The following is a 23549-nucleotide window of genomic DNA, read 5'->3' on the forward strand; positions in this document are numbered from 1 at the left end:
TCCATGAGCAAGGCGTCCATGAACGACACCGGGACCGGGAAAGTCTCCGCGACCGAGAACGACACCGGCACCGCGACCGAGAACGACACCGCCGAGCGGGCCCGCGACGCGCGCGAACTCGGCGACGCCGGGTCCACCCTCTCCACCGCCCCCCGCGAGGAGCGCGAGGACACCACCATCGGCGGCCCCACGCTCGGGATCGTCGGCTGGTTCCGCTGGATCTGGCGCCAGCTCACCTCCATGCGCGTCGCGCTGATCCTCCTCTTCCTGCTCTCCCTCGGCTCCATCCCCGGCTCGCTGATCCCGCAGGCCAGCGTGGACGAGCTGAAGGTGCAGGACTTCAAGGAGCGGCACGAGACCCTCGCGCCGATCTACGACAGCCTTCAGCTCTTCCACGTCTACAGCTCGGTGTGGTTCTCCGCGATCTACATCCTGCTGTTCATCTCCCTCATCGGCTGTATCGTCCCGCGCACCTGGCAGTTCGTCGGCCAGCTGCGCAGCCGGCCGCCGGGCGCGCCCAAGCGACTCGACCGGATGCCGGCGTACGCGACCTGGCGCACCACCGCCGAGCCCGGGGCCGCCCGTGAGGCCGCGCTCGCGATCCTCAAGAAGCGCCGCTTCCGGGCCCACACGGTTGGTGACGCGGTCGCCGCCGAGAAGGGCTATCTGCGCGAGGCCGGCAATCTCGCCTTCCACATCGCGCTGATCGTGATGCTGGTGGCCTTCGCGAGCGGACAGCTCTTCAAGTCCGAGGGCGGCAAGCTGATCGTCGAGGGCGACGGCTTCTCCAACACCCTCACCCAGTACGACGACTTCAAGTCCGGCTCCCTCTTCAACACGGACGAGCTCGCGCCGTTCAGCTTCACCCTGGACGAATTCACGGGTACGTACGAGCGCAGCGGGCCGCAACTGGGCACCCCCCGGACCTACAAGGCCGACGTCCGCTACACCACCGACGCGACCGGTCCGGAGAAGAAGGCGGTCATCGAGGTCAACAAGCCCCTCGATGTCGACGGCTCGAAGGTCTATCTCATCGCCCACGGATACGCCCCCGTCGTCTCCGTCAAGGACGGCCGCGGCAAGGAGGTCTTCCGGGGCGCGGTCCCGCTGCTGCCGATCGACAACAACGTCTCGTCCACGGGCGCCATCAAGGTCATGGACGGCTACCGCGACAAGAACGGCAAGAAGGACCAGCTGGGCTTCGCCGCGTTCTTCGTACCGACGTACGGCGGAAAGGGCTCCGGGCAGATGTTCTCCCGGTTCCCCGCGCTCGACTTCCCGGTGCTCAACGTCGGCGCGTACCACGGCAGTCTCGGGGTCGACTCCGGGCTCCCGCAGAACGTGTACCAGCTGAACACCGACAAGATGAAGGCCTTCAAGGACGCCAAGGGCAATGTCCTGAAGAAGACCCTGCTGCCGGGCGACTCGCTCACCCTGCCCGACGGCGCCGGCTCCATCACCTTCGAGAAGGAGGTCAAGGAGTGGGCGAGCTTCCAGATCACGCACCAGCCCGGTGACGCCTGGGCCCTCGCCGGTGCGATCGCCGCCATCGCGGGGCTGGCCGGCTCGCTCTTCATCCAGCGGCGCCGGGTCTGGGTCCGGGCCGTACGGGGCGCCGACGGCGTCACCGTCGTCGAGATGGCGGGACTCGGCCGCAGCGAGTCCGCCAAGCTCCCCGAGGAACTGGCCGAGCTGGCCGGCACCCTCCATTCAGAGGCGCCCAGCGCGCCTGATCCCGCAGAAAAGACTGTTGAAGGGGCTGAGAAGTGAATCTCGCCGCCACAGCAACCAATGAGAGCCTGGCACAGACCAGCAATGTGCTGATCTATTCGGCCATGGCCGTCTACCTGCTGGCCTTCTTCGCCTACATGGCCGAGTGGCTGTTCGGCAGCCGCAGCAAGGTCGCCAGGACTGCTGCCGCGCTGACCGGCGGCGACCGGAAGTCCGCGGCGGCGCCGGTGAAGGTACGGTCCGCGCGGGAGGGCGGTTCCACGGCCGTCCTGGAGCGGCCGGAGGTCATCACCCGCTCCGCGAGCGGCACCCGCGATCTGCCCGACGGCCCCGGCGCGGCCGGCGGTGACGCGCAGGGCGATCTGTACGGCCGGATCGCCATCTCCCTCACGGTCCTCGCCTGGGGCATCGAGGCAGCCGGGGTGGTCACCCGCGCGCTGTCCGTGCAGCGGGCGCCGTGGGGCAACATGTACGAGTTCAACATCACCTTCACCACCGTGGCCGTCGGGGTCTATCTCGCGCTGCTGGCGCTGAAGAAGAACGTCCGCTGGATCGGACTGCCGCTCGTCACCACGGTCCTGCTCGATCTCGGGCTGGCCGTTACGGTCCTGTACACCGCCAGCGACCAGTTGGTCCCGGCGCTGCACTCGTACTGGCTCTGGATCCATGTCTCCACCGCGATCTTCTGCGGCGCGGTCTTCTATGTCGGCGCGGTGGCCACGCTGCTCTATCTCTTCCGTGAGCGCTACGAGTCGAAGCTCGCCGCCGGTCTCAAGCCCGGCTCCTTCGCCACCTCCGTGATGGAGCGGCTGCCGGCCTCGGCGACGCTCGACAAGTTCGCGTACCGCGTCAACGCGGCGGTCTTCCCGCTCTGGACGTTCACGATCATCGCGGGCGCGATCTGGGCCGGCGACGCCTGGGGCCGCTACTGGGGCTGGGACCCCAAGGAGGTCTGGTCCTTCATCACCTGGGTCGCGTACGCCTGTTATCTGCACGCCCGCGCCACCGCCGGCTGGAAGGGCCGCAAGGCCGCCTATCTGGCGCTGATCGCGTTCGGCTGCTGGCTCTTCAACTACTACGGCGTGAACATCTTCGTCACGGGCAAGCACTCGTACGCGGGCGTGTAACTCGCGGGCACCGGCGCACCCCCAGGCACCGGACGCAACTCCCGTACGCCGGGATGCATCCCGCGTACACCGGATACATCAAGAGGCGCCCTCCGCGGTATTGACTCCGCGCGGGGCGCCCCTGTATATGCGTATGTCCGTCCGAAATGAACGGCCTTCAGGGCTTCGGCGGGGTGTCGTCCGCGCCGCCGCCCTTCTCACGCCGCTCGATCTCCTCCTCGCGGCGCCTCAGATCCGCTTCCCACTGCGCGAGATGAGAAGAGTCCTCATCGCTCGGCTTACCGCCTGAGCTCCCCTTGCCGCTCCCCGTGTCGTCCTTGAGGGAGTTGAGGAACTCCGGGTTGTCGTCGGGCGCGACCCAGCCGCCACGGCGCGCCGTCGTCGTCCGCTCCCGGCCCACGATCAGCCACGAGATGGAGCCGACCAGCGGGAAGAGCAGCACCAGAATCGCCCAGATGGGCTTGGGGAGGTACCGGATCTCCTTCTCATCGGTGGTAATGCAGTCGATGAAGGCATAGATGCTGAGAGCCAACGGCACCAGAATCATCAGCACCCGAAGCATGGAGTCCCCTTTTTGGTGGAGATCGAGACCGGGTGAGCGGCCCCCTGACAGAACCAGGGTAGCGAGTAACCGATCAGACCCGGTCCCGGTCGGTCAACGCGCACGCGGGCGGTAAGCCCCCGGCGGACCGCGCCCGGAGGGATGACACACTGGAGCGCATGGCTTACGACGATCTCCGCTCGCTGCTCCGGGCGCTGGAGCGCGAGGGCGACCTCAAGCGCATCAAGGCCGAAGTCGACCCGTACCTGGAGGTCGGGGAGATCGTCGACCGGGTGAACAAGGCGGGCGGGCCCGCGCTGCTCTTCGAGAACGTGCGCGGCTCGGCGATGCCTCTCGCCATGAACGTGTACGGCACGGACCGTCGGCTGCTGAAGGCGCTGGGGCTCACGTCGTACAGCGAAATCAGCGACAAGATCGGCGGACTGCTCAAGCCTGAGCTGCCGCAGGGCTTCATCGGGGTGCGCGAGGCGTTCGGAAAGCTCAGTTCCGTGGCGCACGTACCGCCGAAGAAGATCAAGGACGCGCCCGTCCAGGAATCCGTCCTGACCGGCGACGACGTCGATCTCGACCAGCTGCCCGCGCTGTTCACCTGGCCCGAGGACGGCGGCTCCTTCTTCAACCTCGGTCTCACCCACACCAAGCACCCCGAGACCGGCGTCCGCAATCTCGGGCTCTACCGGCTCCAGCGCCATGACCGGCGCACCATCGGGATGCACTGGCAGATCCACAAGGACAGCCGCAACCACTACCAGGTGGCCGCCAAGCGCGGTGAACGGCTGCCCGTCGCGATCGCGTTCGGCTGTCCGCCCGCCGTGACGTACGCCTCGACCGCCCCGCTGCCCGGTGACATCGACGAGTACCTCTTCGCGGGCTTCGTCCAGGGCCGGCGCATCGAGATGGTCGACTGCAAGACCGTGCCGCTCCAGGTGCCCGCCAACGCCGAGGTCGTCATCGAGGGTTGGCTCGAACCGGGCAAGATGCTGCCCGAGGGCCCGTTCGGCGACCACACCGGCTTCTACACCCCGCAGGAGCCGTTCCCGGCGCTCACCATCGACTGTGTGACGATGCGGAAGCGCCCGCTGCTCCAGTCGATCGTGGTCGGCCGGCCGCCGACGGAGGACGGGCCGCTGGGGCGTGCGACGGAACGGTTCTTCCTGCCGCTGCTGAAGATCATCGTGCCGGACATCGTGGACTACCACCTGCCCGAGTCGGGCGGCTTCCACAACTGCGCGATCGTCTCGATCGACAAGAAGTACCCCAAGCACGCGCAGAAGGTGATGCACGCGATCTGGGGCGCGCACATGATGTCGCTGACCAAACTGATCGTGGTCGTCGACGCGGACTGCGATGTGCACGATCTGCACGAGGTGTCCTGGCGGGCGCTGGGCAACACCGATTACGCGCGCGACCTCACCGTCGTCGAGGGCCCGGTCGACCATCTCGACCACTCCTCCTACCAGCAGTTCTGGGGCGGCAAGGCGGGGATCGACGCGACGAGGAAGCTCCCCGAGGAGGGGTACACCCGGGACGACGGCTGGCCGGAGATGGTCGAGTCCGACCCGGAGACGGCGGCGAAAGTCGACCGCCGGTGGAGGGAGTACGGGCTGTGACGAGCGCAGCGGCGGCGGTACCGCAGCCGGGCAGGACCAGGGCGTTTCTGCGGCTGGTGATGATCGAGCACTCGGTCTTCGCGCTGCCGTTCGCCTATATCGCCGCCCTGACCGCGATGTTCCGGCTGGACGGGAACGTCCACTGGGGCCGGCTGCTGCTGGTCACCATCGCGATGGTCGGGCTCCGTACGTTCGCGATGGCCTGCAACCGGATCATCGACCGCGAGATCGACGCCCGCAATCCGCGCACGGCGGGGCGTGAACTGGTGACGGGCGCGGTCTCGGTGCGCTCCGCGTGGACGGGCGCGGCCGTGGCCGTCGTCATCTTCCTCGGGGCCGCGGCGGCGCTCAATCCGCTCTGTCTCGCCCTCGCGCCCATCGCCGTGATCCCGATGGTGGTCTATCCGTACGGGAAGAGGTTCACCAACTTCCCGCACGCCATCCTCGGTGTCGCCCAGGCCATGGGCCCGGTCGGCGCCTGGCTCGCGGTCACCGGCAGCTGGTCGTGGGACGCGGTGATCCTCGGGCTGGCGGTCGGCATCTGGATCGGCGGTTTCGACCTGATCTTCGCCTGCCAGGACGTCCAGGCGGACCGCGCGCACGGCGTGCTGTCCGTACCGGCCCGGTTCGGTATCCCGGCGGCGCTGTACGGGGCGCGCGCCTGCCATGTCGTGACCGTGGCGCTGCTGGTCTGGTACGCGCTGGCCACGGACGCCGGGGTGTTCTTCTGGACCGGACTGGCCGTCGTCACCGGCGCGTTCCTGTACGAGCACACGATCGTGAAGCCGGGCGATCTCTCGCGGCTGAACCGCGCGTTCTTCAGCGTCAACGGCTTCATCGGGATAATCCTCTTCGTCGCCGCGCTGCTGGATCTCCTCGTGCGGGGCCTGACGCTGTAGAGCCTGTCCGGACCCGGCCCGGACTCAGCTCGAACTCAGCCCCGGGCCGTTATATTCGCTCGTTCAGCGGGGGCGGCCTGCGGAACATGAACGCGGCCATCACCCCGCCGATCAGCCCGAAGAGGTGGCCCTGCCAGCTGACGGCCGAGTTGGTCGGCAGGACGCCCCACAGGGCCGAGCCGTAGAACACGAGGACCAGCAGACCGGTCACGATGTCCACCGCGTTGCGGTCGACGAAGCCGCGCACCAGCAGATAGCCGAGCAGCCCGAAGACGACACCCGAGGCGCCCGCCGTGACCGTGTGGTCGGCGGCGGTGAGCCAGACGCCCAGGCCGCCGACGACCATGATCGTGAACACGACGGCGGCGAACCGCCGCAGGCCGGTCAGCGCGGCGAGGAAGCCGAGCACCAGCAGCGGCAGGGAGTTGGACACGAGATGGTCGTAGCCGTGGTGCAGGAAGGCCATCGGGATGACATCGCGCAGCTCGCCGACCTCACGCGGGCTCAGTCCGTACGTACTGAGCGAGCCGGTCGCGCCGTTCACCGCTTCGAGCACCCAGAGCAGCGCGACCCAGCCGATCATGACGGCCGCGGCCGGCTTCATCCGTGAGGTCCGGCTCCGTGCGGTCGTGCCGGCGGACATGCCTGTGGTCGGATACGGCATCAGGACCCCCCTCTGGTCAGTGCTCGTCTGTCCGTCTGTCCGGATGTCTTCCTGTCCGCGTTCCCAGTGTTCCCACGGTCCGTGTTCCCGTGGTTCTGTCCCTGTGAACGTCCGGGGTACGGTCATCGGTTCCTGCCCAGGGCCGCCGGATAGGCTCGGATCCGTGAAGCCCGGATCGTACGAAGACCAGCGCACCCCGCGACAGCCCCGGCGGCCCTGGGTCGTCGGCGTCTCGGGAGCGTCGGGGACGCCGTACGCCGCGGCCGTGCTGCGGGGGCTGCTGGACGCGGGCGAGAGCGTCGATCTCGTGGTCAGCCGGGCCTCACGGCTGACACTGCTCGACGAGACGGGCATCGCCTTCCGGGACGCGCGCTGGCGGGACGATCTGCGCACCTGGCTGGCGCGCGGCGCGGACGGCAAGCCGGACACCTTCGACGTGAAGCTGAGCCGGGACGCGGACGCGGATGACGTACGGCACTGGCCGGCCGGAGATCTGGCGGCCGGCCCGTCGTCGGGCTCGTACCCCGTGAAGGGGATGATGATCGTCCCCGCGTCGACGGCGAGCGTGGCCGGGGTGGCGCTCGGTCTCTCGAAGGATCTGCTCCAGCGCGCGGCGAGCGTGACCCTGAAGGAGCGGCGGACGCTGGTGGTCGCCGTACGGGAGACGCCGCTCAACGGGCAGACGCTGAAACATCTGGTGACGCTGGACGAGGCGGGCGCCGTGGTGCTGCCCGCCTCTCCGGCGTTCTACGCGGGGGCGACGCACATCCAGGATCTGGTGGATTTCGTCGCCGGGCGGGTCCTGGACGCGGCAGGGGTGCCGCACCGGCTGTACCGCCGTTGGGAGGGGAAGCTCGGCGGCTCTCGGGGTGACGGCGCCTAAGAAAGATCCCGGATCCAAGGATTCATAGGATTTCACCCCTGCATGCCTTAGATTTTATATGTAATCTTGCGAGATCGCTGAATAATGGAAGGCTTCAGGCATATGGACGCCGTGGATAGGCAGCTCATCCAGGCCCTCAGAGAGAACGGCAGAGCTTCGTACGCCGAGCTCGGCAGGCTCGTCGGGCTCTCCGGGCCCAGCGTCACCGACCGTATCAACCGTCTCGAAGCGGCGGGCGTCATCACCGGCTACCGCGCCACGGTCGACTCGGCCTCGCTCGGCCTCGGCGTCACCGCGCTGATCGGGATCTCGCTCTCCGACGCCGCCGACCACGAGGACGTGGCCCGCCGGATGCGCGACCTCGGGGAGATCGAGGACTGCTGGTTCATCGCGGGCGACGACTCGTACATGCTGAAGGTCCGCGCGAGCGATGTGGACGGCCTGGAGAAGACGATCCGCCGGCTGAGCGGCACGAAGGGCGTCTCCCGGACCCGTACCACCATCGTGCTCTCCACCAAGTGGGAGAACCGGGTGGGGGAACTGCCCGAGGAGGTCTGACACCGAGTCGGCCCGACTGTGCCATCCGTCCGATGCCGTCCCGGGGCCCGGGACGGCATCCGGCGGTGCGAGCCTCAGGGCGCGAGGGTTGAGAGAAGGGGAAGCGACTGTGCGCATCGTCCGTCACCACGAGTACGGCCCGTCCCGGGTGCTGCGGACCGAGAAGGCCGCGCCGCCCGCCCACGGCCCCGAGGACGTGCTCGTCCGCGCGGAGGCCATCGGCGTCGACCACGCCGACGTACAGCGCCGCCTCGGTATCTTCCCGCTCGGCGCCCCGCCGCTCCCGTACTGCCCCTCCACGGATGTCGCCGGCACGGTCGTGGAGGTGGGCGGCCACGTGACCGGGATCGAGCCGGGACAGCGGGTCGTCGTATGGAAGGCCCCCGACGCGTATGCGGAGTTCGTCGCCGCCCCGGCCGCGCGCGTGCTGCCGCTGCCGGACGGGCTCGGCTTCGCGGAGGCCACGCTGCTCGGCTCCACCGGCCGGGTCGCGGTGCATCTGCTCCAGACCGCGCGGGTGGCCGCCGGGGAGACAGTGCTCGTGCACGCGGGCGCCGGCGCGATCGGTCATATCGCCGTACAGGCGGCCCGTGCCATGGGTGCGCGGCGGGTCATCGCCACCGCCGGCTCACCGCGTAAGCGGGACTTCGTACGCGCGCTCGGCGCGGACGCGGCCGTCGACTACACCGACCCCGACTGGCCCGCGCGGGTCCGTGACGCCGCCGGACCGGAGGGCGTGGACGTGATCCTCGACGGCGTCGGCGGCCCCCGGCTCCTCGACGACGTCCGGCTGCTCGCGCCGTACGGACGGCTCGTCTTCTACGGCGCGTCCGGGGGCGACAGCGAACAGCCGGCCATCCCGGTCATGGATCTGATGGGCATGCGGCAGGTGACGGGCTTCAGCATGGCCACCATGCTGCGCGACAGCCCGGCGCTCGCGGAGGAGGGCGTACGGCTGCTGGTCCGGCTGGTCGCGGACGGCTCCGTACGGCCGGTGATCCATGAGCGCGTGCCGCTCGACGAGGCCGCCCGCGCGCATGACCTGCTCGAACAGCGCGTCAGCATGGGCCGCGTCGTTCTCGTACCGTGAGGGGCGTAGTCTCGACTGGCACGATTTGGCAGACATAGTGGGAGGCGGCCTGATGACTGCATCTGTTCAGGATGTGGGTCTCAAGCGCGAGCTGGAGGCGAAGATCCGGGCCGGCGAGCGGCTGACCCGTGAGGACGGCATCGCGCTGTACGAGACGGACGATCTGGCCTGGCTCGGCGGTCTCGCCCACGAGGTGCGCACGCGCAAGAACGGTGACGTCGTCCACTTCAACGTCAACCGTCACCTCAACATGACGAACGTGTGCACCGCCTCCTGCGCCTACTGCTCGTTCCAGCGCAAGCCGGGCGAGAAGGACGCGTACACGATGCGCATCGAGGAGGCCGTCCGCCTCGCCAAGGCGATGGAGAACGAGAACCTCACCGAGCTGCACATCGTCAACGGCCTCCACCCGACGCTGCCGTGGCGCTACTACCCGCGCTCGCTCAGCGCGCTGAAGGAAGCCCTCCCGCAGGTCTCCCTCAAGGCGTTCACCGCCACCGAGATCCACCACTTCGAGACGATCTCCGGCCTGTCGGCCTCCGAGATCCTCGACGAGCTGATCGAGGCCGGTCTGGAGTCGCTGACCGGCGGCGGCGCCGAGATCTTCGACTGGGAGGTCCGGCAGCACATCGTCGACCACAACACCCACTGGGAGGACTGGTCGCGCATCCACCGGCTCGCGCACGAGAAGGGGCTCAAGACCCCGGCGACGATGCTGTACGGGCACATCGAGGAGCCCCGGCACCGCGTCGATCATGTGCTGCGGCTGCGTGAACTCCAGGACGAGACCGGCGGTTTCCAGGTCTTCATCCCGCTGCGCTACCAGCACGACTTCGTGGACATGAAGGACGGCAAGATCCGCAACCGCCTCCAGGCCCGTACGACCATGGCCACCGGCGCGGAGGCGCTGAAGACCTTCGCGGTCTCCCGGCTGCTCTTCGACAACGTCCCGCACGTCAAGGTCTTCTGGGTGATGCACGGCGTGCAGACCGCCCAACTCGCCCTCCAGCACGGCGCGGACGACATGGACGGCTCGGTCGTCGAGTACAAGATCACGCACGACGCCGACAACTACGGCACGCCCAACAAGCTCGGCCGCGAGGATCTGCTCGACCTCATCCGCGACGCGGGCTTCCGGCCCGTCGAGCGGAACACCCGGTACGAGATCATCCGCGAGTACCCGGGCCCCGACGCCAGCCGCCGCGAGTCCCCGCAGCCCATGCGGGTCTGAGCGGGCGCACGGAGCTGAGAGGGCACACGCGATGGCGCTCATATTCGAGCTGGATCCGGCGGTGGACCCCGCCCTGCGCGACGGAGTCCTCGCGCTCTGGGCGGACGTCTCCAACGCGGGCGGTGCCGTCGGATTCGTACCGCCGGTCACGGTGGACGACATACGGCCCGAGCTGGTCAAGCACTTCGCGGCGATGGCCGAGGGCCGGGGCCGGCTGCTGGTCGGGTACGACGAGGAGGGCGCCGTCGCCGCGACGGCGTTCCTCACGCTCAACACCCACCGGCTGATGCGGCACTGGCTCTGGCTCTACACCGTGATGGTCCACCCCCGGCACCAGGGCAAGGGGTACGGCCGCGACCTGATGGCCGCCGCCGCGGACGCCGCCCGCGGGATCGAGTCCGTCGAGGCGATCCGGCTCACGTGCCGCGGAGGCATGGGCATCGACAGGTTCTATGCCTCCTGCGGCTACAAGGAGGTCGGGCGGGTGCCGGACGCGATCAGGGTCGCCCCAGGTGACGACCGTGACGACATCACGATGCTGCTCCCGCTGAACCGGTGCTGAACAGGCCGTGCTTGACTGGTAGGACTCGGACATACCGCGACGTCGGACCCACGGCGACGCCAGTACGCGACGCCAGTACGCCAGGAAGAGATAGAGAGGGCCCGCTGTGACCGTTTCGAAGACAAGCGCCACGATCCGGTACACCGCGATGCGTCTGGGCATCTTCGCCGGCTGTTTCGTGGTCGTCGCCGGCCTGGTCCAGTTCGGTGTGCTGCCCAAGGGGCTCGGCGACTCCAACTTCATCTGGGTGCTGCTGCTCGCGATCGTGATCTCGGCGCCGCTCAGCTTCGTCCTGCTGCGCAAGCAGCGCGACGAGATGTCCGCGCAGATCGTCGGCAAGGTCGACGGCGCGAAGTCGCGGCTGGAGGCGAACCGCGCGCAGGAGGACGGCGTCACGCAGTAGGTCACTCAGGGGGCGCTATGTAAGCGCCACGTAAGCTTTCTCACATCGCGACACCCCAGCCCCGGAGCCGTCCCTCCAGGGCTGGGGTGCCGTGTTTCCGGCGGTCTTCTCCGGCTTTGCGGGCGGGCTTTCCGGCGCTTCGTACCCCAAAGAAGTGCTTTGAGCTTCTCAAAGTTCAAGTGTTAACGTGTTCGACATGAAGACAGCAGTGCGTCACCGCCGCCACCTGGGCATCCCGCTCGTGGCACGCCTGCATGTCGATCTCTGCCGCTGTATGTCCGCGGTCTGTTGCCGCGCGGTCTGACCCGGCATCATGCAGCGGCGCCCCTTCTGAGTCCTCCCGAGCCCTTACTCTCCCGAGCCCTTCGAAGCACGAGCGCCGCACCCCTGTCCCGTGTGCCCCCGAAACGTCACGTCTGGAGTGTGTTCGTGTCCGCGAACTCCCCGTCCACCACGTCCGAGAAGCCGGCTGATCCCAGATCCGGCCTCCGTATACCCAAGGTCCCGTTCTGGGCGCAGATCGTCGCCGGTCTCGTCCTCGGTGTGCTGCTCGGCTGGCTCGCCCGCAGCCAGGACATCAGCTGGCTCTACACCACCCTCGACAAGATCGGCAGCATCTTCGTCCAGCTGCTGAAGCTGGCCGTGGCGCCGCTGGTCTTCTTCGCGATACTGGTGTCGATCACCAACCTGCGCAAGGTCAACAACGCTGCCAGGCTGGCCTCCCGTACTCTGCTCTGGTTCATGATCACCTCGCTGATCGCGGTCGCCATCGGCCTGGCGATCGGCCTGCTCACCAACCCGGGCTCGGGCACCGGCCTCACCCCGAAGGACGGCAAGGCACCCGAGGGCTCCGGGTCCTGGATCGACTTCCTGACCGGCATCGTGCCGACCGACGTGATCACGCCGTTCACCGAGCTGAACGTCCTCCAGATCGTCTTCATGGCCGCCGTCGCGGGGATCGCGGCCCTCAAGCTGGGCCCGAAGGCCCAGCCGATCCTCACCCTCAGTGAAGCCGTCCTCGAACTGCTCCAGAAGGCCCTGTGGTGGGTCATCCGGCTCGCCCCGATCGGTACGGTCGGCCTCATCGGCTTCGCCATCGCCGACTACGGCTGGGACCTCATCGGCAAGTACGCGACCTTCACCGCCGACGTCTACATCGGCTGCGCGCTGGTCCTCTTCGGCGTCTACCCGCTGCTGCTGGCCACGGTCGCCAAGGTCAACCCGCTCCAGTTCTACAAGGGCGCCTGGCCCGCGATCCAGCTGGCCTTCGTCTCCCGCTCCTCCGTCGGCACGATGCCGGTCACCCAGAAGGTCACCGAGCGGCTCGGCGTCCCGAAGGAGTACACCTCCTTCGCCGTACCGTTCGGCGCGACGACCAAGATGGACGGCTGCGCCGCGATCTACCCGGCGCTCGCCGCGATCTTCATCGCGCAGATCTTCGACGTACAGCTGGGCATCCAGGACTATCTGCTGATCGCCTTCGTCTCGGTCGTCGGCTCGGCGGCCACGGCGGGCCTCACCGGCGCGACGGTCATGCTGACGCTGACCCTCTCCACGCTGGGGCTCCCGCTGGAGGGCGTGGGCCTGCTGATGGCGATCGACCCGATCCTGGACATGATGCGCACGGCCACGAACGTGGCGGGCCAGGCGCTGGTCCCGGTCGTCGTCGCGGCACGCGAGAAGATCCTCGACCACGACGCGTACAACTCGGCCTCGGCCTCGCCGGTGGACGACTACGACAGCGCCGACGAGACGCGCGGGGCGAAGGTCCCGGTCGCCGCGTAACGCACACGCGCGAAGCGCACCCCGGATCGCCCCCGTCCTCTGCTGAGGCCGGGGGCGACGTGCTGTGGCGGCCGGGTCTCAGCCGGTGGCCGCTCGGCGTCCGCGAGATAGGCGCGCAGCACCTGGACGAAGATGGGTCAGCGGCGGCAGGGCCGGCGGCGTACGCGCCTTCTCCCTCCACCCGGGCAACGGGGGCTGCCGGTCGTATACGTTCCGGTACGGTCCGGCGTCACCAGCGCAGTGAACAAAAGATCGATATCGAATCGCCGGCTGAAGCTCGAAACCGAAGCGGAGACCAAAAGGCAGGAGCCCCGCTGTCCCCCACCCGAGTGGGGAAAAGCAGGGCTCCTTGGTTACTGCGTAAGTCGTGCGCGATCGCCGAGCCGGGCAACTAGGCCGGGGTGACGTTCTCCGCCTGCGGGCCCTTCGGGCCCTGAGTGACGTCGAAGTTCACGACCTGGTTCTCCTCAAGGGAGCGGAAGCCGGTCGCGTTGATCGCGGAGTAGTGGACGAAGACATCCGGGCCGCCGCCGTCCTGGGCGATGAAGCCGAAGCCCTTTTCAGCGTTGAACCACTTGACGGTTCCGGTAGCCATAAGCCCTCCTTGGGCCAAAGGGTTGCCCTGCTCCAGAACCTGCAAAGAAGTCTGAAAACTACAAAAGCCTGCGGGTCACATGCTCCGCAGGCTCTGTACTGCAAGGGAAACCAAACTGCAACTTGCGGCGAGCCTAGCACGCAGCACATGTCCAGCGGTAGAGGGAAAGATCACTTCACCCGGACGTTTGTATAGGGCCCTGACGTGCTGACGAGCCACGCCGCAACCGAGCCCCGGAGCGCTCCCGCGCCCATCACGGGTCTAGCCTCGCGCTGTGGACAGTCCAGCGGAAAACACAGCGGCAGAAACATCACGGGCATCAGGGGCATCCGGCGCGGCAGCACCTCCCGCCGAGGTACCAGATGCCCCAGTGGCCCCTGGGGCCCCCGCGACGGCCGGGGGAGACGACGACCGTCGTAGTCGGCCGCGTGTCGGCCATATTCAGTTCCTGAACTGCCTGCCCCTCTATTGGGGCCTCGCCAGGACCGGCGCCCTTCTCGATCTGGAGCTGACGAAGGACACTCCCGAGAAGCTCAGTGAACAGCTGGTGCGCGGCGAGCTGGATATCGCCCCCGTCACCCTCGTCGAATTCCTCCGCAATGCCGACGATCTTGTCGCCTTCACCGATCTCGCGGTCGGCTGCGACGGACCTGTCATGTCCTGCGTCATCGTCTCGCAGGTACCGCTGGACCAGCTGGACGGTGCCCGGGTGGCCCTCGGCTCCACGTCCCGTACGTCGGTACGCCTGGCCCAGCTGCTGCTGAGCGAGCAGTACAAGGTCAGCCCCGACTACTACACGTGTCCGCCGGATCTCGGTCTGATGATGCAGGAGGCCGAGGCGGCCGTCCTGATCGGTGACGCCGCGCTGCGCGCCTCGCTGTACGAAGCCCCCCGGCTCGGCCTCCAGGTCCATGACCTCGGGCAGATGTGGAAGGACTGGACGGGCCTGCCGTTCGTCTTCGCGGTGTGGGCGGCGCGCAAGGACTATCTGGCGCGGGAGCCGAAGGTCGTACGGAAGGTCCACGAGGCGTTCCTCGCGTCCCGGGATCTCTCCCTGGAGGAGGTCGCGAAGGTCGCCAAGCAGGCGGCACGCTGGGAGACCTTCGACGCGGAGCTGCTGGAGCGGTACTTCACGACGCTCGACTTCCGTTTCGGCCCTGACCAGCTCGCGGGCGTACGGGAGTTCGCGCGCCGGACCGGCCCGACGACCGGGTTCCCGGCCGATGTGCATGTCGAGCTGCTCAGGGCCTGACCGCCGCCGTACCCCCACCGCCGTACCCCCACCCCCTAGTCTGCTGCGTAGAGGTCCGTCGGGACGTAGGGGACGTAGGACAGGACTCACGAGGGGGACGGGGAATGCAGCCGCTGGAGGCCGGCGATCCGGCGACCATCGGTCCGTACCGGCTGCTCGGGCGGCTGGGGTCGGGCGGAATGGGCAGGGTCTACGTCGCCCGCTCACAGGGCGGCCGTACGGTCGCGGTCAAGGTCGTCCATCCGCACTTCGCGATGGACGAGGAGTTCCGGGCCCGCTTCCGTCGCGAGGTGGACGCGGTGCGGCGCGTCGGTACGGGGCCTGATGGCCCCCGCTGGTCGGCGCCGGTGCTGGACGCCGATCCGGAGGCGGCCGTTCCGTGGGTGGTCACGGCGTACGTGGCGGGCCCCTCGCTGACCCAGGCGGTCGGGGCGCACGGGCCGCTGCCCGAACACTCCGTACGCGCGCTGGGCGCCGGTCTCGCGGAGGCGCTGGTGGCCGTGCACGGCCTCGGGCTCGTGCACCGGGACGTCAAGCCGTCGAACGTGCTGCTCGCCCCGGACGGGCCTCGGCTTATCGACTTCGGTATCGCGCGCGCCACGGACGGCACCGCCTCGCTCACCTCGACCGGCGTCTCGGTCGGATCGCCCGGCTACATGTCGCCCGAACAGATCCTCGGCATGGTGGTCACGGGCGCGGCGGACGTCTTCTCGCTGGGTGCGGTGCTGGCGTACGCGGTGACGGGTACGAGCCCCTTCCCGGGCGACTCCTCGGCCGCGCTCCTCTACAAGGTGGTGCACGAAGAGCCCGAACTGGGCTCCCTGCGCGGCGAACTGCGGGAACTGGTCGCGGACTGCCTCGCCAAGGACCCGTCCGCGCGGCCTGCGCCGGCCGAGATCGTGCGTCGCCTCGTCCCTGAAGGGGGTGGTGGCGCGGCGGGGCTGGTGGCGGCGGGCTGGCTGCCGGCTCCGCTGCTGGAGGAGGCCAGCCGGGCGGTGGTCCGGCTGCTGCACCTGGAGGCGGCGGCTCCGCCCGTACAGGCCGCTCCGCCCGTACAGGCGGCTCCGCCCGTACAGACGGGTCCCGTGCCTTTCAGCAGCCCGTCGCTGGGGGTTTTCGGCCCGCCGACGGACCCGCCGATGGACGTACAGGTGGGCGTACAGGCGGTCCCGCCGAGCGATCCGCCCAAGGACGCCTCGGTCCCGGGGGCGCGGCTCTCCGTATCGGTCTCCGCCGACACCAGTACGGGAACGGGAACGGGCCCCGGCACAGGTCCCGGTAACGGCAACGGCACTGGACGTCGCACGCGCAAGGTCAGCTGCACGGTGGCCCTGGCCGTCGCGGGTGCGATGGCCGCCGTGATGGTGGGCAGCGCGTTCCTCTTCGATCTCATGCCCGGCGGCGGCAGCGACAACTCCGCCTCCAGGGATACGGCCGACCCGTCATCGAGCGTCTCCGCCTCGAAGCCCCCGTCCGGCGACGGCTCCTATCCCGGCTCCGGCGACGGCTCCGGCGACGGCTCCGTACCCGCCGAACTCGTCGGTGTCTGGAACGGCGAGGTCACCGCCGCCGGCCTCCCCGCCGGCACGATGAAGGTGACCATACAAACGGGCTCCACCGGCGAGCGCGTCGGGAAGGCCGAACAGACCGACATCCTCGGCAACTTCATCTGCGAGGACGTCCTCACTCTCACCGGGGTCGAGGGCAGCACCCTCGTCGTCGACGCCCGGCGCGGCCCGCGCAGCAAGGACATGTGCACCGAGAGCACGACCGGCCTGCGGCTCGGCCTCGAAAGGGACGGTCTCCGTTACCTCTCCCGGGACGCTCGGGCGGGCAGCCCGACCGGCATCCTGACGAAGCAGAGATGAGCCGCTCCCCTGCACACCCCCGGGCGCCCCCCATGGCGCTCGCGGTCCGCCACCACCCCTGGCGTACGCTGGATCGGTCGTCACAGACCCCTTGGGAAGGACCCGCACCGGTGACCGAGAAGGCCGACCTCACGTCCGTAAAAGTCACTGGCAGCCTCACTGATGTCCTGGACCGCGCCGCCGCCGGCGGCCGCATCACCCCCGAGGAAGCGCTCGACCTCTACCGCTCCGCACCCCTGCACGCGCTCGGCGCCGCGGCCGACGCCGTACGCCGTCGCCGGTACGCGGGGACCGAGCACATCGCGACGTACATCATCGAGCGGAACATCAACTACACCAACGTCTGTGTGACGGCGTGCAAGTTCTGCGCCTTCTACGCCGCGCCCAAGGACACCGCCAAGGGCTGGAGCCGCGACCTCGACGACATCCTGCGCCGCTGCGCGGAGACCGTGGAGCTGGGCGGTACGCAGATCATGTTCCAGGGCGGCCACCACCCGGACTACGGCGTCGAGTACTACGAGAAGCACTTCGCCGCGATCAAGAAGGACTTCCCGCAGCTGGTCATCCACTCCCTCGGCGCCTCCGAGGTCGAGCACATGGCCCGGATCTCCGGTGTCTCCGTCGAGGAGGCGATCCAGCGCATTCACGCCGCCGGTCTCGACTCCTTCGCGGGCGCCGGCGCCGAGCTGCTGCCCGCGCGCCCGCGCAAGGCGATCGCGCCGCTCAAGGAGTCCGGCGAACGCTGGCTGGAGATCATGGAGACCGCGCACGGTCTCGGGGTCGAGTCGACGTCCACGATGCTCATGGGTACGGGCGAGACCAACGCCGAGCGCATCGAGCATCTCCGGATGATCCGCGACGTACAGGACCGGACGGGCGGCTTCCGCGCCTTCATCCCGTACACCTACCAGCCCGAGAACAACCACCTGAAGGGCCAGACGCAGGCCACGCTCTTCGAGTACCTGCGCATGATCGCGATCGCGCGCATCTTCCTCGACAACGTCGCGCACATCCAGGGCTCCTGGCTGACCACGGGCAAGGAGGTCGGCCAGCTGTCGCTGCACTACGGCGCCGACGACCTCGGCTCGATCATGCTGGAGGAGAACGTCGTGTCCTCGGCCGGTGCCAAGCACCGCTCCAACCGGCTGGAGATCATCGACCTGATCCGCAAGGCGGGCCGCGTCCCGGCGCAGCGCGCGACGACGTACGAGCACCTGGTCGTGCACGACGACCCGGCGAACGACCCCGTCGACGACCGGGTCCAGTCGCATATCTCGTCGACCGCGATCGAGGGCGGTACGGCCCACCCCGAGCTGAAGCTCATCGCCACCAACTGAGCTGACAGACCCCTGGAGGCCGCGCGGTGGAGACCCTGCATGTGGCCGACGAGGTCCGCTACACCTGGGACATCGCCGAGCCGATCAAGGGCGGCGGCGTCGTGGTGACAGGCGACCGGATCGGCGCGGTCGGCACGTTCGAGGAGCTGCGGGAGCGGTTCCCGGGCGCGCGGGTGCGCAAGTGGGCCGGGGTGCTCGGCCCCGCCCGGGTCCACGAAGGACCGCTGCCCGACGCCCCGACCCCGCGCGAGCGGATCCACGCCGTACTGAAGCTGGGCGCGGTGGCGGTCCTCGGCGAGTACGCGACGGCCCCGGGGCTGCGCGAGGCCGCCGCGCGGGTGGGCGTCCTCGTACTGCCCGCCGCCCCGCGTACGGCGCTCGCCGAGACGGGACGCGCCGATCTCGCCGTCTTCGACGCGGACGGGCGCTGCGTCGCCACGGTGTGCGCGGGCCGTCTGGTGCACCGCCGCGCATAGCCGCGCGCAGCCGCGTACAGGGAGTCTTACGGGGGAGTGGCCCCGCCCGGCCGATGTCCGCCCTGCCACAATGGAGTGCGTGACCCGAGCCTCCCTGGACAAGCAGCCGCACGAAGTCATCTCGATGTTCGACGACGTGGCGGAGAAGTACGACCTCACGAACGATGTGCTCTCGCTCGGCCAGGCCAGACTGTGGCGCAAGGAGGTCGCCAAGGCCGTGAAGGCCCGCCCGGCGGAGAAGGTCCTCGACCTGGCCGCCGGCACCGCCACCTCCTCGATGTCGCTCGCCGCGACCGGTGCGTACGTCGTGCCCTGCGACTTCTCCCAGGGCATGCTGCGGCAGGGCAAGAAGCGGCACCCGTGGATGCCGTTCACGGCCGGGGACGCGACGAAACTGCCGTTCGCCGACGGGGTGTTCGACGCGGTGACGATCTCCTTCGGCCTGCGCAACGTCCAGGACACGGACCTCGCGCTGCGCGAGCTGTACCGGGTGACGAAGCCCGGCGGGCGGATCGTGATCTGTGAGTTCTCGCACCCGACGTGGGCGCCGTTCCGTACGGTCTACGAGGAGTACCTGATGCGCGCGCTGCCGCCGACCGCGCGCGCCGTGTCCTCCAACCCCGACGCGTACGTCTATCTCGCCGAGTCGATCAGGGCCTGGCCGGACCAGCCCGCCCTCGCGGCGCGGCTGAAGGGGGCGGGCTGGTCCAAGGTGGCGTGGCGGAATCTGACGGGCGGGATCGTGGCGCTGCACCGGGGCGTACGCGCCTGAGCCTCTCCGGTTCAGACGCTCACGGGCTCACCGGCTGACGGGCTCACCGGCTCACGGGCTCACCGGCTCACAACTCCAGCCGGAAGCAGTACGCGGTGTCCCCCGACGAGAGCGGGTACGTCTCCGCCAGCTCCATCCCGAGCCGCCGCGTCACCGCGACCGAGCGCTCGTTACGGGAGTTGACCATCGCCACGACCCGGCCGACCCCCGCCGCGCGTACCCGCTCCAGCGTGGCGCGCGCGGCGGCCGTCGCGTAACCGCGCCCCCAGTGCGCCCGCCCCAGCCGCCAGCCGATCTCGATCTCGCCGACCGGACCGAACGTCTCGTGCGGCCAGGGCTGCGCGCCGGTGAAGCCGATCACCTCATCGTCGTCGTCCGTCATCGTCCAGAAGCAGAAGCCGCGCTCGGCGTCGTGCCTGCGCTGCCGGGCGGTCAACTCCTCGTACACCGACTTCTCCGCCGAGACGCCGCCGTGGAACTCCATCACCTCGGGATCGTCGAAAACCCGGTGCCAGTGGAACGCGTCCTCCTCCGTGGGCACGCGGAGCTGCACCACGGGGAGCGGTTGGGTCATGTTGTTCACGAGGGCAACCCTTCAGTGGAGGTAACGGTGCACCCCCATAGACTGCACATGCCCCGTGCCGCCAGGTACCCAAATTCGAGTCTTCGGGAGAACCCGCTGTGACCGAGCCCCTCTCCGAAAACAGCGCAGATGTGATCGTCGTGGGCGCCGGCCCGGCCGGTTCCACCACCGCGTACTACCTCGCCAAGGCGGGCCTGGACGTCCTGTTGCTGGAGAAGACGGCGTTCCCGCGCGAGAAGGTCTGCGGCGACGGCCTCACCCCGCGCGCCACGAAGCAGCTCGTCTCGATGGGCATCGATATCTCCGAAGAGGCCGGCTGGCTGCGCAACAAGGGGCTCCGGATCATCGGCGGCGGTGTACGGCTCCAGCTGGACTGGCCGGATCTGGCCGCGTATCCGGACTACGGCCTGGTCCGCAAGCGTGACGACTTCGACGAACAGCTCGCCCGGCAGGCGCAGAAGGCCGGCGCGCGGCTGTACGAGCGGTGCAACGTCGGCGCGCCGATCACCGACGACCGCACCGGACGCATCATCGGCGTCAACGCCAAGCTGGGCGAGGAGAAGACCCCGGTCACCTTCCACGCGCCGCTCGTCGTCGCCGCCGACGGCAACTCGACCCGGCTGTCCCTGGGCATGGGCCTGCACCGCCGCGAGGACCGGCCGATGGGCGTCGCGGTCCGTACGTACTTCACCTCCCCCCGCCACGACGACGACTACCTGGAGTCCTGGCTCGAACTGTGGGACCGCCGCGGTCCCGGCGAGGACCGGCTGCTGCCCGGCTACGGCTGGATCTTCGGCATGGGCGACGGTACGTCCAATGTCGGGCTCGGCATCCTCAACTCCTCCTCCGCCTACAAGGAGCTGGACTGGCGCGAGGTGCTCAAGGCGTGGTGCGCCTCGATGCCGGAGGACTGGGGCTACACCCCGGACAACATGACGATGCCGATCCGCGGCGCCGCCCTGCCCATGGCGTTCAACCGCCAGCCGCACTACACCAAGGGCCTGTTGCTGGTCGGTGACGCGGGCGGCATGGTCAACCCGTTCAACGGCGAGGGCATCGCGTACGCCATGGAGTCCGGCCAGATCGCCGCCGACGTCATCGTCCAGGCCCATGCCCGCGCGACCCCCGCCCAGCGCGAGATGGCCCTGCTCCACTACCCGAAGGTCCTCAAGGAGACCTACGGCGGCTACTACACGCTCGGCCGCGCCTTCGTGAAGCTCATCGGCAACCCGAAGATCATGAAGATCGCGACGCAGCGCGGGCTGACGCATCCGCTGCTGATGAAGTTCACCCTGAAGATGCTGGCGAACCTGACGGACCCGACGGGCGGCGACGCGATGGACCGCATCATCAACGGACTGTCGAAGGTGGCCCCCAAGGCGTAGGGCCGCGTAGACGACCGGTCCTGGCTGACGTCCGTCTCATCCCCGGGGCCTCATCCCCGGAGCCTCATCCCCGGGTCCACTTCTTCAGGTCGGCCCGGTCGGCGAAATTCCCCACGTTCGTGTCGACCGGGGTGTCCGTGTACTGGTGGAACTTCCACGCGGCCTTGATCCGGGGCTTCCCGGCGGTCACATAGTCGGCGATCCACAGCGCGTCGCCCGCGTTGCTGGTGGTGTCGCGGTGCAGCCAGTAGTACTGCCCGCAGTACAGCCCCACTCGGTGATTGGACCCGCGCAACCGCTTCACCTCGGCGATGAAGGCGTCCTTCTCGGCGCAGGAAACCCCATCGTCCTCCCAGTCGGCGAACAGCGGGTCGTACTCGATGCTGGCGCACTCCTCGACGAAGTACCGCGCCTGCGCCTTCATGTCACCGGGCCGCAGGAAGTGATAGAAGCCGACCACCAGCCCGGCGGCCCGGCCACGCGCGGCCTGCGCGGTCATCTTGGGGTTGACGTACGACGTGCCCTCGGTGGCCTTGACGAAGACGAAGTCGAGGCCGGCGGTGCTGTAGCTGGAACTCTGATGTGACGAGACGTCGATGCCTTTGGTGGTCATGGGGGGAGGCCTCCTGCGCGGTGGTTCAGGCGTGACAACTCTCCCTTACCCAAGCGTGGTTCGTACGGATCGCGCTGGCGTATCGGCGACAGCCACGACATCTTTACGAGTGAAATCCCCCAGCTGAGGGAACTTGCGCCCGTCGCTGAGACGCGGTGTGGGCCTGGCGTGGGCCCGCGGTGGGTCCGTGGGCCCTTCGAAATGGGTCTTGGTCGTACGTACTGTCCGATATACGTGCCGCGGCTGGACGCCCGGGCCGGAGATCAAAGCAGTTTGCTGGAAGGGTTACCCGTGTCGGACTCACAGGGCCTGGTTTACCAGGTCGGCATACCCACGCATCGCTGGGAGTTGCCGAGATCTCTCGTCGTGACCCGGGTGCTGCTCTATCTGATGTTCGCTCTGACGCTGCTGGGCGGCGTCGGCGTGCTGAACTCGCTGCTGGAGCTGGGCACCCACATCACGCCGATGCTCACGCTGGCTGCGCTGTACGCGCTGGTGCCGGGGATCGCCGCGGTGATTCTGGCGCGGCGTTTGTGGACCGGTGGGAAGGTCGTCTGGTTCGCGTTGGTCGTGCTTCAGGCGTGGCTGCTGGTCGGCAGCGTCGTCAATCTGTATGGGGGTTCGGCGCGGGGGGTCAGTCAACTGCTGCTGCCGGGTGCAGTGCTGGCGCTGGTCAGTGCGGGTGTCAGTCGAGCGTGGTTCGAACTGCCCGCGGATCAGCGGGCTGTGAGGCCGCGTTGGACGCTTGAGCGGCTGCGGCGGGATGCGATCCCTTCGATTTCGCACATGATCGGGTGGCGCCGGAATCGTGGTCAGACGACGGTCGAGTACGTCGGCATGATCGGTCTGGTCGCCCTGATCATCGGCGCGCTTGTTCTCGGTGGTGTGGGTACTCAGATCGCGAACGGTCTCCAGACAGCGGTCTGCAACATCCTCGGCGGCTCGTGCGACAGCGACGCGGTCGCCGGCGGCGGCGAGTCGGGCGGTGGAGACAACGGGGGTACGGTCTCCGGCGGCTCGACCAGTGGGAACAGCGGCGGGAACAGCGGCGGCGCTACGGGCGGCAACTCCGGTGGCAACAGCTCCGGTGGCAACAGCTCCGGTGGTTCCAGTTCGGGCGGCTCCAGTTCCGGCGGCTCGACCGGTGGAAACAGCGGTGGAAGCAGCGGCGGCGCCTCTGGCGGCGACAGTTCTGGTGGGTCCAGTTCGGGCGGTTCAAGCTCCGGCGGTTCAACTGGTGGAGACAGCGGCGGGAGCAGCAGCGGCGGCGACGACAGCGGAGGCATCGACGGGGGAGCGAGCTCCGGTGGATCCGACTCCGGTGGATCGAGCGGCGGCAGCAGTGGCGGGTCATCGGGCGGGTCAAGTTCCGGCGGTTCCAGCGGCGGCAGCAGTGGCGGGCAGTGGCGGGTCATCCGGCGGATCAAGCAGCGGTGGTTCATCGGGCGGATCCAGCTCCGGCGGCAGCAGCGGCGGCGCATCTGGCGGTAACAGTTCCGGCGGCAGCAGCGGTGGTTCGAGCGGTGGCAACTCGAACGGCGGCGGTTCGGATGGTGGTTCGGA

Annotated in this window: 23 protein-coding genes; 18 read left to right on the forward strand and 5 right to left on the reverse strand. The window is 68.9% G+C overall.

The window, feature by feature from the left end:
* Positions 1-3: 3 nt before the first annotated feature.
* Both resB and ccsB read left to right on the forward strand, forming a co-directional pair.
* A complete protein-coding gene (gene resB, locus IF11_RS0111010; RefSeq protein ID WP_037727539.1) occupies positions 4-1770 on the forward strand; it encodes a cytochrome c biogenesis protein ResB in 1767 nt (588 codons plus the stop codon).
* On the forward strand, positions 1767-2858 hold the full coding sequence (gene ccsB / locus IF11_RS0111015) for a c-type cytochrome biogenesis protein CcsB (protein ID WP_030351335.1): 1092 nt from the start codon (positions 1767-1769) through the stop codon (positions 2856-2858). Before resB ends, ccsB begins: the two co-directional genes overlap by 4 nt.
* 157 nt (positions 2859-3015) lie before the next feature.
* Here ccsB and IF11_RS0111020 read toward each other — a convergent pair whose 3' ends face one another.
* Positions 3016-3420, reverse strand: coding sequence for a PLD nuclease N-terminal domain-containing protein (locus IF11_RS0111020; protein WP_030351336.1), 405 nt, complete (start codon positions 3418-3420; stop codon positions 3016-3018).
* A gap of 158 nt (positions 3421-3578) precedes the next feature.
* Here IF11_RS0111020 and IF11_RS0111025 point away from each other — a divergent pair, with 158 nt between their 5' ends.
* Together IF11_RS0111025 and mqnP are read left to right on the forward strand one after the other, a co-directional pair.
* Complete coding sequence (locus tag IF11_RS0111025) at positions 3579-5030, forward strand: menaquinone biosynthesis decarboxylase (RefSeq protein ID WP_030351337.1); 1452 nt, start codon at positions 3579-3581, stop codon at positions 5028-5030.
* Complete coding sequence (gene mqnP, locus IF11_RS0111030; RefSeq protein WP_030351338.1) at positions 5027-5929, forward strand: menaquinone biosynthesis prenyltransferase MqnP; 903 nt, start codon at positions 5027-5029, stop codon at positions 5927-5929. The genes IF11_RS0111025 and mqnP overlap by 4 nt, the downstream gene beginning before the upstream one ends.
* Before the next feature lie 49 nt (positions 5930-5978).
* On the opposite strand, the gene IF11_RS0111035 is transcribed toward mqnP, so the two are convergent.
* Positions 5979-6572, reverse strand: a complete 594-nt coding sequence (locus tag IF11_RS0111035; protein ID WP_030351339.1) for a rhomboid family intramembrane serine protease — start codon at positions 6570-6572, stop codon at positions 5979-5981.
* 184 nt (positions 6573-6756) lie between these two features.
* Between IF11_RS0111035 and IF11_RS0111040 the strand changes: the two genes are divergently transcribed.
* The 7 genes from IF11_RS0111040 to IF11_RS0111070 all read left to right on the forward strand — a co-directional run bounded on the left by IF11_RS0111040 (position 6757) and on the right by IF11_RS0111070 (position 13105).
* Positions 6757-7476, forward strand: coding sequence for a UbiX family flavin prenyltransferase (locus tag IF11_RS0111040; protein ID WP_051745800.1), 720 nt, complete (start codon positions 6757-6759; stop codon positions 7474-7476).
* Between the two features lie 102 nt (positions 7477-7578).
* Positions 7579-8034, forward strand: a complete 456-nt coding sequence (locus IF11_RS0111045) for an Lrp/AsnC family transcriptional regulator (protein ID WP_030351341.1) — start codon at positions 7579-7581, stop codon at positions 8032-8034.
* Positions 8035-8143: 109 nt separating this feature from the next.
* Positions 8144-9124: a quinone oxidoreductase family protein gene (locus IF11_RS0111050; protein ID WP_030351342.1), complete on the forward strand. Its 981-nt coding sequence runs from the start codon at positions 8144-8146 to the stop codon at positions 9122-9124.
* A 52-nt stretch (positions 9125-9176) separates the two neighbouring features.
* Positions 9177-10355, forward strand: a complete 1179-nt coding sequence (gene mqnE, locus IF11_RS0111055) for an aminofutalosine synthase MqnE (protein WP_030351343.1) — start codon at positions 9177-9179, stop codon at positions 10353-10355.
* Between the two features lie 31 nt (positions 10356-10386).
* Positions 10387-10917 carry a GNAT family N-acetyltransferase gene (locus tag IF11_RS0111060; protein WP_030351344.1) on the forward strand — a complete coding sequence of 177 codons (531 nt, stop codon included), beginning with the start codon at positions 10387-10389 and terminating at the stop codon, positions 10915-10917.
* A 148-nt stretch (positions 10918-11065) separates the two neighbouring features.
* Complete coding sequence (locus IF11_RS0111065) at positions 11066-11320, forward strand: DUF4229 domain-containing protein (RefSeq protein WP_078490643.1); 255 nt, start codon at positions 11066-11068, stop codon at positions 11318-11320.
* Positions 11321-11749: 429 nt separating this feature from the next.
* Complete coding sequence (locus IF11_RS0111070) at positions 11750-13105, forward strand: dicarboxylate/amino acid:cation symporter (protein WP_030351346.1); 1356 nt, start codon at positions 11750-11752, stop codon at positions 13103-13105.
* A 391-nt stretch (positions 13106-13496) separates the two neighbouring features.
* On the opposite strand, the gene IF11_RS0111075 is transcribed toward IF11_RS0111070, so the two are convergent.
* Positions 13497-13700, reverse strand: coding sequence for a cold-shock protein (locus IF11_RS0111075; RefSeq protein WP_017948713.1), 204 nt, complete (start codon positions 13698-13700; stop codon positions 13497-13499).
* A 370-nt stretch (positions 13701-14070) separates the two neighbouring features.
* Between IF11_RS0111075 and IF11_RS0111080 the strand changes: the two genes are divergently transcribed.
* The 5 genes from IF11_RS0111080 (at position 14071) to IF11_RS0111100 (ending at position 19405) form a co-directional block, all read left to right on the forward strand.
* Positions 14071-14952, forward strand: coding sequence for a menaquinone biosynthetic enzyme MqnA/MqnD family protein (locus IF11_RS0111080; RefSeq protein ID WP_030351347.1), 882 nt, complete (start codon positions 14071-14073; stop codon positions 14950-14952).
* Positions 14953-15056: 104 nt separating this feature from the next.
* Positions 15057-16820: a serine/threonine-protein kinase gene (locus IF11_RS0111085; RefSeq protein ID WP_030351348.1), complete on the forward strand. Its 1764-nt coding sequence runs from the start codon at positions 15057-15059 to the stop codon at positions 16818-16820.
* A 110-nt stretch (positions 16821-16930) separates the two neighbouring features.
* Positions 16931-18157 (forward strand): cyclic dehypoxanthinyl futalosine synthase, encoded by a 1227-nt coding sequence (mqnC, locus tag IF11_RS0111090; protein WP_030351349.1) that lies wholly within the window; start codon positions 16931-16933, stop codon positions 18155-18157.
* A gap of 26 nt (positions 18158-18183) precedes the next feature.
* On the forward strand, positions 18184-18633 hold the full coding sequence (locus IF11_RS0111095; RefSeq protein WP_030351350.1) for an imidazolonepropionase-like domain-containing protein: 450 nt from the start codon (positions 18184-18186) through the stop codon (positions 18631-18633).
* A 79-nt stretch (positions 18634-18712) separates the two neighbouring features.
* Positions 18713-19405, forward strand: coding sequence for a demethylmenaquinone methyltransferase (locus IF11_RS0111100; RefSeq protein ID WP_030351351.1), 693 nt, complete (start codon positions 18713-18715; stop codon positions 19403-19405).
* A gap of 67 nt (positions 19406-19472) precedes the next feature.
* Here IF11_RS0111100 and IF11_RS0111105 read toward each other — a convergent pair whose 3' ends face one another.
* On the reverse strand, positions 19473-19979 hold the full coding sequence (locus IF11_RS0111105) for a GNAT family N-acetyltransferase (RefSeq protein WP_030351352.1): 507 nt from the start codon (positions 19977-19979) through the stop codon (positions 19473-19475).
* A 107-nt stretch (positions 19980-20086) separates the two neighbouring features.
* Here IF11_RS0111105 and IF11_RS0111110 point away from each other — a divergent pair, with 107 nt between their 5' ends.
* On the forward strand, positions 20087-21373 hold the full coding sequence (locus IF11_RS0111110; protein ID WP_030351353.1) for a geranylgeranyl reductase family protein: 1287 nt from the start codon (positions 20087-20089) through the stop codon (positions 21371-21373).
* Positions 21374-21437: 64 nt separating this feature from the next.
* Here the strand turns inward: IF11_RS0111110 and IF11_RS0111115 are convergent, their stop codons facing one another.
* Positions 21438-21986 (reverse strand): glycoside hydrolase family 25 protein, encoded by a 549-nt coding sequence (locus IF11_RS0111115; protein ID WP_030351354.1) that lies wholly within the window; start codon positions 21984-21986, stop codon positions 21438-21440.
* A 234-nt stretch (positions 21987-22220) separates the two neighbouring features.
* On the opposite strand from IF11_RS0111115, the gene IF11_RS36540 reads away from it, so the two are divergent.
* Positions 22221-23477: a hypothetical protein gene (locus IF11_RS36540; RefSeq protein ID WP_157848429.1), complete on the forward strand. Its 1257-nt coding sequence runs from the start codon at positions 22221-22223 to the stop codon at positions 23475-23477.
* Positions 23478-23549 lie beyond the last annotated feature (72 nt).

The organism is Streptomyces scopuliridis RB72 (assembly GCF_000718095.1).
GTDB lineage: Bacteria > Actinomycetota > Actinomycetes > Streptomycetales > Streptomycetaceae > Streptomyces > Streptomyces scopuliridis.

What these genes read in the sequence shown, in the direction of transcription:
- mqnE (WP_030351343.1), top strand. Translation starts at nt 9,177, where the DNA reads ATGACTGCATCTGTTCAGGATGTGGGTCTCAAGCGCGAGCTGGAGGCG.
- IF11_RS0111115 (WP_030351354.1), bottom strand. Translation starts at nt 21,986, where the DNA reads ATGACCACCAAAGGCATCGACGTCTCGTCACATCAGAGTTCCAGCTAC.
- IF11_RS0111085 (WP_030351348.1), top strand. Translation starts at nt 15,057, where the DNA reads ATGCAGCCGCTGGAGGCCGGCGATCCGGCGACCATCGGTCCGTACCGG.
- IF11_RS0111105 (WP_030351352.1), bottom strand. Translation starts at nt 19,979, where the DNA reads ATGACCCAACCGCTCCCCGTGGTGCAGCTCCGCGTGCCCACGGAGGAG.
- IF11_RS0111025 (WP_030351337.1), top strand. Translation starts at nt 3,579, where the DNA reads ATGGCTTACGACGATCTCCGCTCGCTGCTCCGGGCGCTGGAGCGCGAG.
- IF11_RS0111075 (WP_017948713.1), bottom strand. Translation starts at nt 13,700, where the DNA reads ATGGCTACCGGAACCGTCAAGTGGTTCAACGCTGAAAAGGGCTTCGGC.
- IF11_RS0111020 (WP_030351336.1), bottom strand. Translation starts at nt 3,420, where the DNA reads ATGCTTCGGGTGCTGATGATTCTGGTGCCGTTGGCTCTCAGCATCTAT.
- IF11_RS0111065 (WP_078490643.1), top strand. Translation starts at nt 11,066, where the DNA reads ATGCGTCTGGGCATCTTCGCCGGCTGTTTCGTGGTCGTCGCCGGCCTG.
- IF11_RS0111045 (WP_030351341.1), top strand. Translation starts at nt 7,579, where the DNA reads ATGGACGCCGTGGATAGGCAGCTCATCCAGGCCCTCAGAGAGAACGGC.
- IF11_RS0111035 (WP_030351339.1), bottom strand. Translation starts at nt 6,572, where the DNA reads ATGTCCGCCGGCACGACCGCACGGAGCCGGACCTCACGGATGAAGCCG.
- resB (WP_037727539.1), top strand. Translation starts at nt 4, where the DNA reads ATGAGCAAGGCGTCCATGAACGACACCGGGACCGGGAAAGTCTCCGCG.
- IF11_RS0111060 (WP_030351344.1), top strand. Translation starts at nt 10,387, where the DNA reads ATGGCGCTCATATTCGAGCTGGATCCGGCGGTGGACCCCGCCCTGCGC.